Raw genomic sequence first — 17160 nt, forward strand, 5'->3', positions numbered from 1 at the left:
GGCCCGTCAGGGGCCCGGCGCAGGACCACCGGTCCACCTCCGCCGCCGGCAGAACCGCCGGTGACAAGGGTGGACCAGGTCCCTCGAGCTGTCCCTCGGGCCCATCGCGCACCGCGCGGTGGGCCCGAGGCGTTCTCAGGGACTTCTCACCGGGCCGTGCAACGCTTCTCGCTGCTCCGACGTCTGAGCAAATACGACAAACCGCGCCTGAACACCACCGGCGGGGGTAGCGGGAGCAGCGAGAGCCGAGGAGAGCATGAGCGAGCAGAACGGTCGCGGCGGCCGAATAGTCCCCCTACGCCCGAGGGGCGTGGGGGGACCAAGCGGCGGCAGACGCCGCAAGCAGCCCACGAAGGCCCGCCGGACCTGGACGGTCGTGGCATGGGTGGCGGCCGCGCTGGTCCTCGTCGGCGGCTCCGGCCTCGGCCTTCTCTACTTCAAGCTCAACGGGAACCTCCAGGGCGTCGACATCAAGACGGCACTGGGCGAGGACCGCCCGAAGAACGTCGACGACGGCTCCATGGACGTCCTGGTGCTCGGCTCCGACTCACGGTCCGGCCAGAACTCCGGGTACGGCGACGACGACGGCGCCGCCCGCTCCGACACGGCGATGGTCGTCCACGTCTATGAGGGCCACAAGACCGCGAGCGTCGTGTCCGTACCGCGCGACACCATGGTGGGGCGGCCCGACTGCACCGGCCGTGACGGCACCGACGTCCCCATGGACGAGCGGGCGATGTTCAACAGCGCCTACGAGATCGGTGGCCCCGCCTGCGCCGTGAAGACGGTCGAGGCGATGTCCGGCATCCGCATGGACCACTACATCGAGGTCGACTTCACGGGCTTCAAGAAGCTCGTCGACGAGCTCGGCGGCGTCGACATCACCACCACGCAGCCGATCGACGACAGCAAGAGCCACCTGAGCCTCCCGCCCGGCACCCACAGCCTGGACGGGGAGCAGGCGCTCGGCCTCGTACGCACCCGCAAGAGCGTCGGCGACGGCAGCGACCTCGGCCGCATCCAGCTCCAGCAGGCCTTCATGAAGGCGTTCATCGAGCAGGTCAAGGACGTGGGCGTGTTCAGCAGCCCGAAGAAGCTCCTCGACCTCGCCGACGCCGGCACCGAGGCGATCACGCCCGACTCCGAACTGGACTCGGTGAACGAGCTGATGGGCTTCGCCAGAGGGCTCGGCGCCCTCGACGCGGAGGACGTCGACATGATCACCTTGCCGGTGGAGTACGACCCCGCAGACCCCAACCGTGTCGTGCCCGTCGAGACCGGCGCGCGGCAGGTATGGACGGCGCTCAAGCAGGACAGGCCCATCCCTGCCTCCGCGGTGCGGGACTCGGCGGGCGACAAGGGCGACGCCGCCGCCGTCGTGAAGAGTCCGTAATACCCACTTCGACCGCCAGGAATACTTCGGCGACCACCCCGGTTTTGGGAGATACGGCCAGTCCTGGCAGACTGGTACGTCGGCCCCGGTTCACGTACGAGCATCCCCGCCCGTGCGACCCGGCGCCCTCCCGAACCTAGGAGACACCTTGAAGCGCGACATCCACCCCGAGTACGTCGAGACCCAGGTCAGCTGCACCTGTGGTGCGGCATTCACCACGCGTAGCACGATCCAGAGCGGCAACATCCGCGCCGAGGTCTGCTCCGAGTGCCACCCGTTCTACACGGGCAAGCAGAAGATCCTCGACACCGGTGGCCGTGTGGCCCGCTTCGAGGCCCGCTTCGGCAAGGCTGCCGGCTCCGCCAAGAAGTAGCGAGCCACTGCGCCGGTCCTCGGCCGCCCCCTCCGGGGTGGCCGGGACCGGCGCTTTGTCCGTTCTGAGCAGCCACCGCAGCCACCCCTTCGTGTACGAAACCAGGAGCCATCGATGTTCGAAGCGGTCGAGGAACTGATCGGCGAGCACGCCGATCTCGAGAAGCAGCTCGCCGACCCTTCGGTCCACGCCGACCAGGCGAACGCGCGCAAGCTGAACAAGCGCTACGCCGAGCTGACGCCCATCGTCGGCACGTACCGCGCCTGGAAGCAGACCGGTGAGGACATCGGGACGGCCCGTGAACTGGCCCAGGACGACCCGGAGTTCGTCGCCGAGGTGAAGGACCTGGAGAAGCAGCGCGAGGCGCTCACCGAGAAGCTGCGGCTGCTGCTCGTCCCGCGCGACCCCAGCGACGACAAGGACGTCATCCTCGAGGTCAAGGCCGGCGCGGGCGGCGACGAGTCCGCCCTGTTCGCGGGTGACCTGCTGCGGATGTACCTGCGTTACGCGGAGCGCGTCGGCTGGAAGACCGAGATCATCGACTCGACCGAGTCGGAGCTCGGCGGCTACAAGGACGTCCAGGTCGCCGTCAAGACCAAGGGCGGTCAGGGTGCGACCGAGCCGGGCCAGGGTGTCTGGGCACGGCTGAAGTACGAGGGCGGGGTGCACCGCGTGCAGCGCGTTCCCGCCACCGAGTCCCAGGGCCGTATCCACACCTCCGCGGCCGGTGTGCTGGTCACGCCGGAGGCCAAGGAGATCGACGTCGAGATCCACGCCAACGACCTGCGCATCGATGTCTACCGTTCGTCGGGACCCGGCGGCCAGTCCGTCAACACGACCGACTCCGCCGTCCGTATCACGCACCTGCCGACCGGCATCGTCGCCTCCTGCCAGAACGAGAAGAGCCAGCTCCAGAACAAGGAGCAGGCCATGCGTATCCTGCGCTCCAGGCTGCTCGCCGCGGCCCAGGAGGAGGCCGAGAGCAAGGCAGCGGACGCCCGCCGCAGCCAGGTCCGAACGGTTGACCGGTCGGAGAAGATCCGTACGTACAACTTCCCGGAAAACCGGATCTCGGACCACCGCGTCGGCTTCAAGGCGTACAACTTGGACCAGGTGCTCGACGGTGACCTGGACGCAGTGATCCAGGCGTGCGTCGACGCCGACTCCGCCGCCAAGCTCGCGGCTGCCCAGTAGCCCGCGACCCGGCGGAGCCGGTGCAGTTCCCGCAGTCCCGCAGGTCAGAGAATCGTCCGCACGAGCGTCACAGGAAGGGTAGGCACGTGAACCTGCTGCTTGCCGAGGTGGCCCAAGCCACCCAGCGGCTGGCCGACGCCGGCGTGCCGTCACCGCGGTTCGACGCGGAGGAGCTCGCCGCGTTCGTGCACGGCGTGAAGCGGGGAGAGCTCCACAACGTCAAGGACGCGGACTTCGACGCCCGCTACTGGGAGGCCGTCGCCCGCCGAGAGGCACGCGAGCCGCTCCAGCACATCACCGGGCGCGCCTTCTTCCGCTACCTGGAGCTCCAGGTCGGCCCCGGGGTGTTCGTGCCGCGCCCCGAGACCGAGTCGGTCGTCGGCTGGGCGATAGAAGCCGTACGCGCCATGGACGTCGTCGAGCCGCTCATCGTCGACCTGTGCTCCGGCTCCGGCGCCATCGCGCTCGCGATGGCCCAGGAAGTGCCGCGTTCGCGCGTGCACGCCGTGGAGCTGTCCGAGGACGCCCTGAAGTGGACCCGCAAGAACGCCGAAGGTTCCCGCGTCACCGTCCACCACGGCGACGCCCTCACCGCGCTGCCCGAGCTCGACGGCCAGGTCGACCTGGTCATCTCCAACCCGCCGTACATCCCGCTCACCGAGTGGGAGTACGTCGCGCCCGAGGCGCGCGACCACGACCCGCAGATGGCCCTGTTCTCCGGCGAGGACGGCCTGGACACCATCCGCGGCATCGAACGCACGGCGCACCGGCTGCTGCGGCCCGGCGGCCTCGTCGTCATCGAGCACGCCGACACCCAGGGCGGGCAGGTGCCGTGGATCTTCAACGAGGAATCCGGCTGGGCCGACGCAGCCGACCACCCGGACCTGAACAAGCGGCCGCGGTTCGCCACCGCCCGCAAGGCCATGCCATGACCAAGCACATGACCAAGCACGTGTACCAGGAGGCCCGCTGATGGCTCGGCGATACGACTGCAACGACGCGACGGATCGCACCACCGGCCTGCGCGAGGCCGCATCGGCCGTCCGCCGCGGAGAGCTCGTCGTGCTGCCCACCGACACCGTGTACGGCATCGGTGCGGACGCCTTCAGCCCCGAGGCCGTTGCCGACCTGCTCGAGGCGAAGGGGCGCGGCCGGAACATGCCCACCCCTGTCCTCATCGGCTCGCCCAACACCCTGCACGGGCTCGTCACCGACTTCTCCGAGCAGGCATGGGAGCTCGTCGACGCCTACTGGCCCGGCGCGCTGACCCTGGTGACCAAGCACCAGCCGTCCCTGCAGTGGAACCTCGGGGACACCCGTGGCACCGTCGCGATCCGGATGCCGCTGCACCCGGTCGCCATCGAACTGCTCACCGAGGTCGGCCCGATGGCCGTCTCCAGCGCCAACCTCACGGGACACCCCTCGCCCGAGGACTGCGACGCCGCCCAGGGGATGCTCGGCGACTCCGTCTCCGTCTACCTCGACGGCGGCCCGACGCCCGGCATCGTGCCGTCGTCGATCGTCGACGTCACCGGCAAGGTGCCGGTCCTGCTGCGTGAGGGCGCCCTTTCCGCGGACGAGCTGCGCAAGGTCGTACCAGACCTCGAGGTGGCCAATTGACCGCCCCGCAGGGGCGTGGCATAGCGGAAACCAGCAGCACCGGCCAGGCCTTCCGCATCCTCCACGTCAGCACCGGCAACGTCTGCCGCTCGCCCATCACCGAGCGGCTGACCCGCCATGCCCTGAGCGACCGCCTCGGCGATCCCCTCACGGGCGGCCTGATCGTGGAGAGCGCGGGCACATGGGGCCACGAGGGCGCCCCGATGGAGGCCAACGCCGAGATCGTCCTCGCGGACTTCGGAGCGGACGCGAGCGGGTTCGTCGGGCGCGAGCTGCTCGACGAGCACGTCATCCGCGCGGACCTCGTCCTGACGGCCACGCGCGACCACCGTGCGCAGGTCATCTCGATGGGCCACTCGGCGGGCCTGCGGACCTTCACGCTCAAGGAGTTCACCCGCCTCGTACGCGCCATAGACCCGGCGACCCTCCCCGACCCCCGCGAGGACGGTGTCGTCGAACGTGCGCGCGCGCTGGTGCGGGCGGCGGCGGCGCTGCGGGGATGGCTGCTGGCACCGAGCCCGGACGCGGACGAGGTGTTCGATCCGTACGGGGCGCCGATCACGTTCTTCCGCTCGATCGGCGACGAGATCCATCAGGCGCTGGACCCGGTGGTCACGGCGCTGACGGGGGTCCGGGCGCGGTCCTGACGGGCGCGGCGCGGATGCGTGGCGCCCGCGGCGGGCCTGTTCCCCTGCCGTCCCTCTACGGCCTGGCGGCCGTGCGAGGTGCCCTCAGGCGGGCTGAGTGCGTCGGCCCCGCCGGCGATTGAGGCGCGGGGGTACTGGGCGGAGCCCACGAACACCGCGCCGAGCGCGGTGCCGGGTCCGGGTGGAGCCCGGTTTCGTTGAAGAGGCGGGGTGGGGAACGGCCCCGCGCAGCGGAACGCCCCCGCCGGTACCCATGTCGCGCACGCACCGCGCGGCCACGGTCCGCCGGTTCTACATTGGATGTGCCGCAGCTCCCCCCGAGGCCCCGGAGCCGTCATGTCCGTCACCGATGCAGCCCGCGCAGTGCCTTCCGTGCCGTCGACGTCGTTCGAGGCACTGCGCCGTCAGGATCCCCAGATCGCGGACATCCTCTTCGGGGAGTCGCAGCGGCAGGCAACCACCCTCCAGCTCATCGCCGCGGAGAACTTCACTTCTCCCGCGGTGCTCGCCGCTCTCGGGTCGCCGCTCGCCAACAAGTACGCGGAGGGCTATCCGGGCGCCCGCCACCACGGCGGTTGCGAGCTCGTCGACGCCGCCGAGCGCATCGCGATCGAGCGGGCGACGGCCCTGTTCGGCGCCGACCACGCCAATGTGCAGCCGCACTCCGGCTCCTCCGCGGTCCTCGCGGCGTACGCGGCCCTGCTGCGGCCCGGTGACACGGTGCTCGCCATGGGGCTCCCGTACGGCGGGCACCTCACGCACGGTTCGCCGGCGAACTTCTCCGGCCGCTGGTTCGACTTCGTCGCCTACGGGGTGGACGCGGAGACCGGTCTCATCGACTACCACCAGGTGCGCCATCTGGCCCGGCAGCACCGGCCGAAGGCGATCGTCTGCGGCTCGATCTCCTATCCCCGCCACCCCGACTACGAGACGTTCCGCGACATCGCGGACGAGGTCGGCGCCTATCTGATCGCGGACGCCGCGCACCCCATCGGCCTGGTCGCCGGCGGTGCGGCGCCGAATCCGGTGCCGTACGCGGACGTGGTGTGCGCCACCACCCACAAGGTCCTGCGCGGACCTCGCGGCGGAATGATCCTGTGCGGCTCCGAGCTGGCGGAGCGCATCGACCGGGCGGTGTTCCCGTTCACGCAGGGCGGGGCCCAGATGCACACCATCGCCGCGAAGGCCGTCGCCTTCGGGGAGGCGGCGACGCCGGCGTTCACCGCGTACGCGCATCAGGTCGTCGCCAACGCGCGCGAACTTGCCGGGGCGCTGGCGGCGGAGGGCTTCGCCGTGCTGACGGACGGCACGGACACCCACATCGTCGGCGCGGACCCGGCACCTCTCGGCGTCGACGGCAGGGTGGCCCGTGGCCGGCTCGCCGCCGCCGGCATCGTCCTGGACACCTGCGCGCTGCCGTACGGGGACGGCCGGGGCATCCGGCTCGGCACCGCCGCCGTCACCACGCAGGGCATGGGACGCAAGGAGATGGACCGGATCGCGACCCTGTTCACGGCGGCGCTGCGGGAGCAGGGCGAGCCGCACGACATCCGCGGAAAGGTGCAGGCTCTCGTCGCGGGATTCCCGCCGTTCGCGGGGTAGCAGCATCGCTGTGCCGTCGCCGTGCAACCATCACAGGGCCCCGAGTGTCCTCAAGCATGTGGCTACCACAGCTAAGGTGTGGGGCTGAGATGGCCAGCGATTCCTGTGGGGCAGCCCGTGCGTGATTACCTGCTGACGCTATGTGTCACGGCCGCGGTGACGTATCTGCTCACCGGGCCGGTGAGGAAGTTCGCCATCGCCACCGGCGCGATGCCGGAGATCCGCGCCCGCGACGTACACCGCGAGCCGACGCCCCGACTGGGCGGCATCGCGATGTTCTTCGGCCTGTGCGCCGGGCTGCTGGTCGCCGACCATCTGGAGAACCTGAACAGCGTCTTCGAACTCTCCAACGAACCACGCGCGCTGCTCTCCGGCGCCGCCCTGATCTGGATCATCGGCGTCCTGGACGACAAGTTCGAGATCGATGCCCTGATCAAACTGGGCGGGCAGATGATCGCCGCGGGCGTCATGGTCGTACAGGGCCTGACGATCCTGTGGATCCCGGTCCCGGGTGTGGGAACCGTCTCGCTGACGAGCTGGCAGGGGACCCTGCTCACCGTGGCCCTCGTGGTCATCACCATCAACGCGGTGAACTTCGTCGACGGCCTCGACGGTCTCGCGGCCGGCATGGTCTGCATCGCGGCCGCCGCGTTCTTCCTCTACGCGTACCGGATCTGGTTCAGCTACGGCATCGAGGCGGCGTCCCCGGCCACCCTGTTCACCGCGATCCTGATGGGCATGTGCCTGGGCTTCCTGCCCCACAACATGCACCCCGCCAGGATCTTCATGGGCGACTCCGGCTCGATGCTGATCGGACTCGTCCTCGCGGCGGCCGCGATCTCCGTGACCGGCCAGGTGGACATGGACGCCCTGCGGATCTTCGAGGGCGGCACCCGCCAGGCCACGCACGCGGCGCTGCCGGTCTTCATCCCGCTGCTGCTGCCGCTGACCATCATCGCGATCCCGGTCGCGGACCTCCTGCTGGCGATCGTCCGCCGTACCTGGAAGGGCCAGTCGCCGTTCGCGGCGGACCGCGGTCACCTCCATCACCGCCTCCTCGAGGTCGGCCACTCGCACAGCCGGGCCGTGCTGATCATGTACTTCTGGTCGGCGCTGATCGCCTTCGGCGTCGTCGCGTACTCGATCCACTCGAGGTCCATGTGGATCGTGCTGGCGGTGGTGGGGCTGAGCGCGATCGGCCTGGTGCTGTTGCTGCTGCCGCGCTTCACACCGAGGGCGCCGCGGTGGGCGGAGAGCCTCGTGCCGCCGCGCTACCGCCGCCGTTCGAGGTCCGCGGCGGCCACGGCCGGCGCTCGCGAGCAGCACGGCACGGCCGCTCCCGAGCAGGAGGAGGAGCGCGTGCCGGTCGGCGTGGGAGTCAGCGGCGTCAACGGCGCGACTGCCGTGGGACCAAGGGCCCGTTTCCCGGAGCGGAGCAGGGCCGACTCCGCTCGCTGATCCGATCCGTTCGTTCCGTCCGGCCCTGCGCCGACCGGATCCGCGCGCCCGCGCCCGGCCGTGAGGTTTACGAGGCGCCGGGGCCGGACGCATGTGCCGTGCCGCGTGAGGAGGCACTCCTCGGCCCCAGTGCACCCGGGGAGCGGCCGGATCCTTGTACTCCTATGGAGGCATGTCCGCGGTCGTGAGATGACGCCCGATGGCCAGACCGTTGCATTACCAGACATTCCGCCCGCTTGTCGTGCACACACGGGCACGTTCACTCTCATGTGTGAGAGTTGGCACACCACTGGGTAAAGACCTCATCAAATAGTTTGTGATACCGTTCACGAGACCCGGAGACAGCGCCGAAGGACCGTAGTGCGACGGTTCGTTGGCCCCCGAGGCCCATCTCGGGACCGGGCCTACGCTCGTCCATGACGACACCACTTTGCCCCCACCAGCAAGCGGAGATGCCGCCATGCCGTCCAACGACGCACGCTCACTTCTTCTCACCGCCGTACCCACCGCTGCCGCCGGCGCGATCGCCGCTGTGATCAGTGGCGTGGTCGCCGGTGGCAAGGGGGCACTCGGCGCGGCCGTCGGCGCACTGGTGGTCATCGTCTTCATGGGGATCGGCATCGTGGTCCTGCAGCGGACGGCCAAGCAGTTCCCGCAGCTCTTCCAGGCCATGGGTCTGATGCTGTACACGACGCAGTTGCTGGTGCTCTTCGTCTTCGTCGCGATGTTCAAGGACACGACGCTGTTCAACCCCAAGGCGTTCGCCGCGACGCTCGTCGCAGCCACCGTCGTATGGGTGGCCGCACAGGCCCGTGCCCACATGAAGGCCAAGGTCCTTTACGTCGAACCCGAACCGTCTGCTCCCCGTCAGGGCGAAAAGACGGGGTCGGCGACGTGAGGGGTAGGGCCGGTATAAATGCCCGTTCGAGACCCTGCTATCGTCCGGTGCCAACTGCGGCACTGCGGGCGCGGGCATCTGAGCTGACGCCTGCTCGACGCGAGGCTTCGATGCCTGATTGCCGCCCCCACATCCGAAACACCAGTCCGGTGCCGACTCGCGGCTGCGCGCCGCTCCGACACAACGAGGTTGCCGAACCCATGCGTCACGCCGAAGGAGCCCGCGGTGAGTGCTGAACAGACCACGCTCGCCTTTGACTGGAGCTGCCGCATCCTGGCCGACAACGGCTGTGGCTTTCCGGCGCCGGGCCTGCACTCCTTCCTCTTCAAGCCGATCTTCACCGTAGGTGGCTTCGAGTTCAACAAGGTGATGCTGCTCGCGCTCATCACCACGCTGCTCATCGTCACCTTCTTCACGATGGCGTTCGGGAAGGCCAAGGTCGTCCCGGGCAAGCTCCAGATGGTCGGCGAGGCGGGCTACGACTTCGTCCGCCGCGGCATCGTCTACGAGACGCTCGGCAAGCGCGAGGGCGAGAAGTACGTCCCCCTCATGGTGTCGATCTTCTTCTTCGTCTGGATCATGAACGTCTGGTCCGTGATCCCGCTGGCGCAGTTCCCGGTGTCGTCGATCATCGCGTACCCGGCGGTCCTGGCGTTCATCGTCTACGTGATCTGGGTGTCGCTGACCTTCAAGCGCCATGGCTTCACCGGCGGTTGGAAGAACATCACCGGATACGACCCGAGCCTCGGCCCGATCAAGTGGCTCGTCTCGTTCATCGAGTTCTTCTCGAACCTGCTCGTCCGGCCGTTCACGCACGCCGTGCGACTGTTCGCCAACATGTTCGCCGGTCACCTGATGCTGGTGATGTTCACCGTCGCCTCCTGGTACCTGTTGAACAGCTACATGATCCCGGCCGCCGGCGTCTCCTTCGTGATGACCATGGCCATGATCGTCTTCGAACTCTTCGTGCAGGCCGTCCAGGCGTACGTCTTCGTCCTCCTGGCCTGCACCTACATTCAGGGCGCTCTCGCCGAGCACCACTGAGCCCTCCCGCACAACCACCACAGCTGTCCGGTGGCCAACCCCCACCGGTCCGTGAATGAAAAGGAAGAATCAGCATGGCTGCCACTGAGACCCTCGCCCAGGTCACTGGTTCGCTCGGCTCCATCGGCTACGGCCTCGCCGCGATCGGCCCCGGCATCGGCGTCGGCATCGTCTTCGGTAACGGCACCCAGGCCCTTGCCCGTCAGCCCGAGGCTGCCGGCCTGATCCGTGCCAACCAGATCCTGGGCTTCGCCTTCTGTGAGGCGCTCGCCCTGATCGGCATCGTTATGCCGTTCGTGTTCGGTCAGTAATCACGTCTCACTGACGACACTTTTCGACGAAAGGCACTGATGTGATCGCCAACATCGTTCAGCTGGCGGCCACGGAGGAGCAGAACCCGCTTCTGCCCCCGGGTCCCGAGCTGCTCGTCGGCCTGATCGCCTTCGCCATCGTCTTCTTCTTCTTCGCGAAGAAGCTCCTCCCGAACATCAACCGTGTTCTGGAAGAGCGTCGCGAGGCCATCGAAGGCGGCATGGAGAAGGCCGACGCGGCCAAGATCGAGGCCGAGAGCGTGCTTGAGCAGTACAAGGCGCAGCTCGCCGAGGCCCGTCACGAGGCCGCGCGTCTCCGCCAGGAGGCGACCGAGCAGGGCACCGCGATCATCCAGGAGATGAAGGCGGAAGGCCAGCGGCAGCGTGAGGAGATCATCGCGGCCGGCCACGCCCAGATCGAGGCCGACCGCAAGGCCGCGGCCTCCGCGCTGCGTCAGGACGTGGGCAAGCTCGCCACCGACCTGGCCGGCAAGCTGGTCGGTGAGTCCCTCGAGGACCACGCCCGCCAGAGCCGCACCATCGACCGCTTCCTCGACTCGCTCGAGGACGGCGCTTCGAAGGCCGAGGCCACCCGATGAACGGAGCCAGCCGCGAGGCGCTGGCCGCCGCGCACGAGTCTCTCGACGCGCTGACCGACAACACGTCGGTCGACGCGGCGAAGCTCGCCGGCGAGCTGGCCGCCGTCACCGCGCTGCTCGACCGAGAGGTGTCGCTGCGTCGGGTCCTCACCGACCCGGCGCAGGCCGCCGAGGCCAAGGCCGAGCTGGCCGGACGCATCTTCGCCGGTCAGATCAGCGGCGAGACCGCCGACCTGGTCAAGGGCATGGTCCGGTCCCGCTGGTCGCAGTCGCGCGACCTGGTCGACTCGCTCGAGGAACTGGCGAGCACCGCCGACCTCACCGCGGCACAGAAGACCGGTGTGCTCGACAACGTCGAGGACGAGCTGTTCCGCTTCGGCCGGATCCTTTCGTCCAGCAAAGACCTGCGGTCGGCACTGACCAGCCAGTCGGGCACGGCGACCGCCAAGGGCGAGCTGCTCAGCAGCCTGCTCGGCGGCAAGGCCGACCCGGTCACCGAGCGTCTGGTCGTCCGTCTCGTCACCCACCCGCGGGGACGTAGCCTGGAGGCGGGACTCGAGTCCCTGTCCAAGCTCGCCGCGGCGCGGCGGGACCGGATGGTCGCCGTCGTCACCTCTGCGGTGCCGCTGACCGAGGCGCAGAAGCAGCGCCTCGGCGCGGGTCTGGCGCGGATGTACGGCCGTGACATGCACCTCAACCTCGAAGTGGACCCCACGGTCCTCGGCGGGATCTCGGTGCGGGTCGGTGACGAGATCATCAACGGCACCATCGCGGAGCGCCTCGAAGAGGCGACCCGTCGCATGGCCGGCTGACGGCGCAGCGCAGAACAGAACAGCAAGACCAGCGGCCCGGTTGGGCCGTGCAGAGATTGCAGAAGATTCCTGGGGGTCGGCCCCCAGACCCCCAAAGAAACTTCGGGCCCAACAAGGAGAGCAGGGAACCCAGATGGCGGAGCTCACGATCCGGCCGGAGGAGATCCGGGACGCGCTGGAGAACTATGTCCAGTCGTACCAGCCGGACGCGGCCTCGCGCGAGGAGGTCGGCACGGTCAGCCTGGCCGGCGACGGTATCGCGAAGGTCGAGGGTCTTCCCTCGGCCATGGCGAACGAGCTGCTGAAGTTCGAGGACGGCACCCTCGGTCTCGCCCTCAACCTCGAGGAGCGCGAGATCGGTGCGATCGTCCTCGGCGAGTTCAACGGTATCGAGGAGGGTCAGCCGGTCACCCGCACCGGTGAGGTCCTCTCGGTCGGTGTCGGCGAGGGCTACCTGGGCCGTGTCGTCGACCCGCTCGGCAACCCGATCGACGGCCTCGGCGAGATCGCGACCGAGGGCCGGCGCGCCCTTGAACTGCAGGCCCCGGGCGTCATGGCCCGTAAGTCGGTGCACGAGCCGATGCAGACCGGCTACAAGGCCGTCGACGCGATGGTGCCGATCGGCCGCGGCCAGCGTCAGCTGATCATTGGTGACCGTCAGACCGGTAAGACCGCTCTGGCTGTCGACACGATCATCAACCAGCGTGACAACTGGCGTTCCGGCGACCCGAAGAAGCAGGTCCGCTGCATCTACGTCGCCATCGGCCAGAAGGGCTCGACCATCGCGTCCGTTCGCGGCGCCCTGGAAGAGGCCGGCGCGCTCGAGTACACGACGATCGTTGCCGCCCCGGCGTCCGACCCGGCCGGCTTCAAGTACCTGGCCCCGTACACCGGCTCGGCCATCGGCCAGCACTGGATGTACGACGGCAAGCACGTCCTCATCATCTTCGACGACCTCTCGAAGCAGGCCGACGCCTACCGCGCCGTGTCCCTGCTGCTGCGCCGCCCGCCGGGCCGCGAGGCCTACCCGGGTGACGTCTTCTACCTGCACTCGCGTCTGCTGGAGCGCTGCGCCAAGCTCTCCGACGACATGGGCGCCGGTTCGATGACCGGTCTGCCGATCGTCGAGACCAAGGCGAACGACGTGTCGGCGTTCATCCCGACCAACGTCATCTCCATCACCGACGGCCAGTGCTTCCTGGAGTCCGACCTGTTCAACGCCGGCCAGCGTCCGGCCCTGAACGTCGGTATCTCGGTCTCCCGTGTGGGTGGTTCCGCCCAGCACAAGGCCATGAAGCAGGTCTCCGGCCGTCTGCGTGTGGACCTCGCCCAGTACCGCGAGCTGGAGGCGTTCGCCGCCTTCGGTTCCGACCTGGACGCGGCCTCCAAGGCTCAGATGGAGCGCGGCAAGCGCATGGTCGAGCTGCTGAAGCAGGCCCAGTACCAGCCGATGCCCGTCGAGGAGCAGGTCGTCTCCGTCTGGGCCGGTACCACCGGCAAGATGGACGACGTCCCGGTCGCCGACATCCGTCGCTTCGAGTCGGAGCTGCTGGAGCACCTGCGCCGTGAGCGCAAGGAGCTCCTGACCAGCATCGCCGAGGGCGGCAAGATGTCGGACGACACCCTCCAGTCCGTCGCTGACGCCATCGCCGCGTTCAAGAAGCAGTTCGAGACCTCGGACGGCAAGCTTCTGGGCGAGGACGCTCCGGTCAGCACCGCCAAGTAGACGACGGAAGGGACCTGACTCATGGGAGCCCAGCTCCGGGTCTACAAGCGTCGCATCAAATCCGTCACCGCGACCAAGAAGATCACCAAGGCGATGGAGATGATCGCCGCCTCGCGCATCGTCAAGGCGCAGCGCCAGGTGGCCGCCTCCACGCCGTACGCGACCGAGCTCACCCGCGCGGTGACCGCGGTGGCGACGGGGTCGACGACGAACCACGCCCTGACCACCGAGGTGGACACCCCGACGCGGGCCGCGATCCTGCTCATCACGAGCGACCGCGGTCTGGCCGGCGGTTACTCCGCCAACGCCCTCAAGGCGGCGGAGCAGCTCACCGAGCGGCTCCACGGCGAGGGCAAGGAGGTCGACGCGTACATCGTCGGCCGCAAGGGTGTGGCGTACTACGGCTTCCGTGAGCGCAAGGTCACGGAGTCGTGGACGGGCTTCACCGACAACCCGACGTACGCGGACGCCAAGATGGTCGCGGCCCCGCTGATCGCGGCCATCGAGAAGGACACGGCCGAGGGTGGTGTGGACGAGCTCCACATCGTCTTCACCGAGTTCATCTCGATGCTGACGCAGACGCCGGTTCAGAAGCGGCTGCTGCCTCTCAGCCTCGAGAAGGCGAAGGAGGAGACGGAGACGAAGGGCGAGATCCTTCCTCTGTTCGACTTCGAGCCGTCGGCCGAGGACGTCCTCGACGCCCTGCTGCCGCGCTACGTCGAGAGCCGCATCTACAACGCGCTGCTCCAGGCGGCTGCCTCCAAGCACGCCGCCACCCGCCGCGCGATGAAGTCGGCGACCGACAACGCCGGAGAGCTCATCAAGAGTCTCGGCCGGCTTGCCAACGCGGCCCGCCAGGCCGAAATCACCCAGGAAATCAGCGAGATCGTCGGTGGAGCCAGCGCCCTGGCCGACGCGACCGCGGGGAGTGACAAGTAATGACGACGACAGTTGAGACGGCCGCTGCCACGGGCCGCGTCGCCCGGGTCATCGGCCCGGTCGTCGACGTGGAGTTCCCCGTCGACGCGATGCCCGAGATCTACAACGCCCTGACCGTGCAGGTCGCCGACCCGGCCGAGGAGGGCGTGCTCAAGACGCTGACCCTCGAGGTCGCCCAGCACCTCGGTGACGGCGTGGTCCGCGCGATCTCGATGCAGCCCACCGACGGTCTGGTCCGCCAGGCCCCGGTGACCGACACGGGCAACGGCATCACCGTTCCCGTCGGTGACTTCACCAAGGGCAAGGTGTTCAACACGCTCGGTGAGGTGCTGAACGTCCCCGAGGAGAACGGCAACGCCACCGAGCGCTGGCCGATCCACCGCAAGGCCCCGAGCTTCGACCAGCTCGAGTCCAAGACCGAGATGTTCGAGACCGGCGTCAAGGTCATCGACCTTCTCACCCCGTACGTCAAGGGTGGAAAGATCGGTCTGTTCGGTGGTGCCGGTGTCGGCAAGACCGTGCTGATCCAGGAAATGATCTACCGCGTCGCCAACCTCCACGAGGGTGTGTCGGTGTTCGCGGGCGTCGGTGAGCGTACCCGTGAGGGCAACGACCTCATCGAGGAGATGTCCGAGTCCGGCGTCATCGACAAGACCGCGCTGGTCTTCGGTCAGATGGACGAGCCCCCGGGCACCCGTCTCCGTGTCGCCCTGGCCGGTCTGACCATGGCGGAGTACTTCCGCGATGTGCAGAAGCAGGACGTGCTCTTCTTCATCGACAACATCTTCCGGTACACCCAGGCCGGCTCCGAGGTGTCCACCCTGCTCGGCCGTATGCCGTCCGCGGTGGGTTACCAGCCGAACCTGGCCGACGAGATGGGTCTGCTGCAGGAGCGCATCACCTCGACGCGTGGTCACTCGATCACGTCGATGCAGGCGATCTACGTCCCCGCGGACGACCTGACCGACCCGGCCCCGGCCACCACGTTCGCCCACCTCGACGCGACGACGGTTCTCTCCCGTCCGATCTCGGAGAAGGGCATCTACCCGGCCGTGGACCCGCTGGACTCCACGTCCCGCATCCTGGACCCGCGCTACATCGCGCAGGAGCACTACGACGCCGCCACGCGCGTCAAGGGGATCCTGCAGAAGTACAAGGACCTCCAGGACATCATCGCGATTCTCGGTATCGACGAGCTGGGCGAGGAGGACAAGCTGGTTGTCCACCGTGCCCGTCGCGTGGAGCGCTTCCTGTCCCAGAACACCCACGTCGCCAAGCAGTTCACCGGCGTGGACGGCTCGGACGTGCCGCTCGACGAGTCGATCGCCGCGTTCAACGCGATCTGCGACGGTGAGTACGACCACTTCCCCGAGCAGGCGTTCTTCATGTGCGGTGGCATCGAGGACCTCAAGGCCAACGCCAAGGAGCTCGGCGTCTCCTGAGTCGCATGACTCGCTGAAGGGGGCGGGCACGTCCCGCCCCCTTCTTCACGCCCCTTAGAATTGACCCAACACCCGGCATGACCGCCGGGTGGTGACCCGAGGAGCCAACCTTGGCTGCTGAGCTGCACGTCGAGCTGGTCGCCGCCGACCGTAGTGTCTGGTCCGGCGAGGCCACCCTGGTCGTCGCGCGCACCACGTCCGGCGACATCGGCGTCATGCCCGGTCACCAGCCGCTGCTGGGTGTGCTGGAATCGGGCCCGGTGACCATTCGCACGAGCGAGGGTGGGACCGTCGTCGCCGCGGTGCACGGTGGTTTCATCTCGTTCGCGGACAACAAGCTGTCGCTGCTGGCGGAGATCGCCGAGCTGGCGGACGAGATCGATGTCCAGCGTGCCGAGCGTGCGCTGGAGCGCGCCAAGTCGGACACGGACGCCGCCGCCGAGCGGCGCGCCGACGTCCGTCTGCGTGCGGTGGCGGTGCGCTAGTCGCGCCCCACGAGAAGTTCGACCCTCAGCCGCGGCCGGCCCGGATCTCCTCCGGGCCGTGCCGCGGCTGAGGCGATGCAGGTGCACGTGATATTCGGTTACGGGACGATGCGAGGAGGTCGGTGGAGATGTTCCTCGCTCTGCTTGTGAGCGGTTCTGTCGTCGCACTGGTGCTGATCGGACTGTTCGTCTTCGGACTGCGCAGGAGGCTGATCCAGCGCTCCGGCGGTACGTTCGACTGCAGTCTGCGCTGGAATCTCGTGGAGGATCACGATGCTTCCGGCAAAGGGTGGGTGTACGGCGTCGCCCGGTACAACGGTGACCGGATCGAGTGGTTCCGGATCTTCTCGTACGCGCCCCGGCCCCGCCGGGTGCTCGAGCGCTCCGCGATCGAGGTGCTGGCCCGCCGCACGCCGGAGGGCGAGGAGGAGCTGGCGCTCCTCTCCGATTCCGTCGTGCTCGCCTGCCGGCACCGCGGGACCCGGCTGGAGCTGTCGATGAGCGAGGACGCGCTGACCGGCTTCCTCGCCTGGTTGGAGGCGGCCCCGCCCGGCCAGAGGGTCAACGTCGCGTAGCGATGTCCTGCGTGCACGGGACGCCACGGAGCGCATGACAAA

Annotated in this window: 18 protein-coding genes; all 18 read left to right on the top strand. The window is 68.6% G+C overall.

The features are described 5' to 3' along the window. The first annotated feature begins 256 nt into the window (after positions 1 to 256). The 18 genes from MDN94_RS14875 to MDN94_RS14960 all read left to right on the top strand — a co-directional run bounded on the left by MDN94_RS14875 (position 257) and on the right by MDN94_RS14960 (position 17118). Entirely contained in the window at positions 257 to 1393 is a 1137-nt protein-coding gene (locus MDN94_RS14875) for an LCP family protein (RefSeq protein ID WP_482726285.1), read from the top strand. 148 nt (positions 1394 to 1541) lie between these two features. Next, complete coding sequence (gene rpmE / locus MDN94_RS14880; RefSeq protein ID WP_441264204.1) at positions 1542 to 1766, top strand: 50S ribosomal protein L31; 225 nt, start codon at positions 1542 to 1544, stop codon at positions 1764 to 1766. A 114-nt stretch (positions 1767 to 1880) separates the two neighbouring features. Continuing rightward, positions 1881 to 2960: a peptide chain release factor 1 gene (gene prfA / locus MDN94_RS14885; protein ID WP_482726286.1), complete on the top strand. Its 1080-nt coding sequence runs from the start codon at positions 1881 to 1883 to the stop codon at positions 2958 to 2960. Between the two features lie 86 nt (positions 2961 to 3046). After that, complete coding sequence (gene prmC, locus MDN94_RS14890; RefSeq protein WP_005311874.1) at positions 3047 to 3892, top strand: peptide chain release factor N(5)-glutamine methyltransferase; 846 nt, start codon at positions 3047 to 3049, stop codon at positions 3890 to 3892. A gap of 40 nt (positions 3893 to 3932) precedes the next feature. Continuing rightward, the gene (locus tag MDN94_RS14895; RefSeq protein ID WP_005311872.1) at positions 3933 to 4580 is read left to right on the top strand and encodes an L-threonylcarbamoyladenylate synthase; all 648 of its coding nucleotides are present in this window, start codon (positions 3933 to 3935) and stop codon (positions 4578 to 4580) included. After that, positions 4577 to 5227 (top strand): arsenate reductase/protein-tyrosine-phosphatase family protein, encoded by a 651-nt coding sequence (locus MDN94_RS14900; protein WP_467106737.1) that lies wholly within the window; start codon positions 4577 to 4579, stop codon positions 5225 to 5227. The genes MDN94_RS14895 and MDN94_RS14900 overlap by 4 nt, the downstream gene beginning before the upstream one ends. Before the next feature lie 336 nt (positions 5228 to 5563). Then, complete coding sequence (locus MDN94_RS14905) at positions 5564 to 6829, top strand: serine hydroxymethyltransferase (RefSeq protein WP_482726287.1); 1266 nt, start codon at positions 5564 to 5566, stop codon at positions 6827 to 6829. 117 nt (positions 6830 to 6946) lie between these two features. Further along, complete coding sequence (locus MDN94_RS14910) at positions 6947 to 8287, top strand: MraY family glycosyltransferase (RefSeq protein ID WP_482726288.1); 1341 nt, start codon at positions 6947 to 6949, stop codon at positions 8285 to 8287. Between the two features lie 460 nt (positions 8288 to 8747). After that, a complete protein-coding gene (locus MDN94_RS14915; protein WP_482726289.1) occupies positions 8748 to 9185 on the top strand; it encodes a Cg1360 family ATP-synthase-associated protein in 438 nt (145 codons plus the stop codon). A 225-nt stretch (positions 9186 to 9410) separates the two neighbouring features. Beyond that, complete coding sequence (gene atpB, locus MDN94_RS14920; protein WP_482726290.1) at positions 9411 to 10229, top strand: F0F1 ATP synthase subunit A; 819 nt, start codon at positions 9411 to 9413, stop codon at positions 10227 to 10229. 74 nt (positions 10230 to 10303) lie between these two features. Next, positions 10304 to 10540, top strand: coding sequence for an ATP synthase F0 subunit C (atpE, locus tag MDN94_RS14925; protein ID WP_147988146.1), 237 nt, complete (start codon positions 10304 to 10306; stop codon positions 10538 to 10540). Between the two features lie 41 nt (positions 10541 to 10581). Further along, the gene (locus MDN94_RS14930; RefSeq protein WP_159687158.1) at positions 10582 to 11139 is read left to right on the top strand and encodes a F0F1 ATP synthase subunit B; all 558 of its coding nucleotides are present in this window, start codon (positions 10582 to 10584) and stop codon (positions 11137 to 11139) included. Beyond that, positions 11136 to 11951: a F0F1 ATP synthase subunit delta gene (locus tag MDN94_RS14935; protein WP_482726291.1), complete on the top strand. Its 816-nt coding sequence runs from the start codon at positions 11136 to 11138 to the stop codon at positions 11949 to 11951. The genes MDN94_RS14930 and MDN94_RS14935 overlap by 4 nt, the downstream gene beginning before the upstream one ends. Before the next feature lie 133 nt (positions 11952 to 12084). Further along, positions 12085 to 13677, top strand: a complete 1593-nt coding sequence (gene atpA, locus MDN94_RS14940) for a F0F1 ATP synthase subunit alpha (RefSeq protein ID WP_482726292.1) — start codon at positions 12085 to 12087, stop codon at positions 13675 to 13677. A gap of 21 nt (positions 13678 to 13698) precedes the next feature. Then, positions 13699 to 14616 carry a F0F1 ATP synthase subunit gamma gene (locus tag MDN94_RS14945; protein ID WP_482726293.1) on the top strand — a complete coding sequence of 306 codons (918 nt, stop codon included), beginning with the start codon at positions 13699 to 13701 and terminating at the stop codon, positions 14614 to 14616. Then, positions 14616 to 16058, top strand: a complete 1443-nt coding sequence (gene atpD, locus MDN94_RS14950) for a F0F1 ATP synthase subunit beta (protein WP_482726294.1) — start codon at positions 14616 to 14618, stop codon at positions 16056 to 16058. The genes MDN94_RS14945 and atpD overlap by 1 nt, the downstream gene beginning before the upstream one ends. A gap of 110 nt (positions 16059 to 16168) precedes the next feature. After that, positions 16169 to 16543, top strand: a complete 375-nt coding sequence (locus MDN94_RS14955) for a F0F1 ATP synthase subunit epsilon (protein ID WP_005311845.1) — start codon at positions 16169 to 16171, stop codon at positions 16541 to 16543. Positions 16544 to 16671: 128 nt separating this feature from the next. Continuing rightward, positions 16672 to 17118, top strand: a complete 447-nt coding sequence (locus MDN94_RS14960; protein WP_453459672.1) for a DUF2550 domain-containing protein — start codon at positions 16672 to 16674, stop codon at positions 17116 to 17118. Positions 17119 to 17160 lie beyond the last annotated feature (42 nt).

Source organism: Streptomyces sp. WAC00040 (genome assembly GCF_056835925.1).

Excerpts from the sequence above, each read along its gene's own strand:
- MDN94_RS14935 (WP_482726291.1), top strand. The coding sequence starts at position 11,136 with ATGAACGGAGCCAGCCGCGAGGCGCTGGCCGCCGCGCACGAGTCTCTC.
- MDN94_RS14895 (WP_005311872.1), top strand. The coding sequence starts at position 3,933 with ATGGCTCGGCGATACGACTGCAACGACGCGACGGATCGCACCACCGGC.
- MDN94_RS14875 (WP_482726285.1), top strand. The coding sequence starts at position 257 with ATGAGCGAGCAGAACGGTCGCGGCGGCCGAATAGTCCCCCTACGCCCG.
- prfA (WP_482726286.1), top strand. The coding sequence starts at position 1,881 with ATGTTCGAAGCGGTCGAGGAACTGATCGGCGAGCACGCCGATCTCGAG.
- atpE (WP_147988146.1), top strand. The coding sequence starts at position 10,304 with ATGGCTGCCACTGAGACCCTCGCCCAGGTCACTGGTTCGCTCGGCTCC.
- MDN94_RS14960 (WP_453459672.1), top strand. The coding sequence starts at position 16,672 with ATGTTCCTCGCTCTGCTTGTGAGCGGTTCTGTCGTCGCACTGGTGCTG.
- MDN94_RS14905 (WP_482726287.1), top strand. The coding sequence starts at position 5,564 with ATGTCCGTCACCGATGCAGCCCGCGCAGTGCCTTCCGTGCCGTCGACG.
- atpD (WP_482726294.1), top strand. The coding sequence starts at position 14,616 with ATGACGACGACAGTTGAGACGGCCGCTGCCACGGGCCGCGTCGCCCGG.
- atpA (WP_482726292.1), top strand. The coding sequence starts at position 12,085 with ATGGCGGAGCTCACGATCCGGCCGGAGGAGATCCGGGACGCGCTGGAG.
- MDN94_RS14915 (WP_482726289.1), top strand. The coding sequence starts at position 8,748 with ATGCCGTCCAACGACGCACGCTCACTTCTTCTCACCGCCGTACCCACC.
- MDN94_RS14945 (WP_482726293.1), top strand. The coding sequence starts at position 13,699 with ATGGGAGCCCAGCTCCGGGTCTACAAGCGTCGCATCAAATCCGTCACC.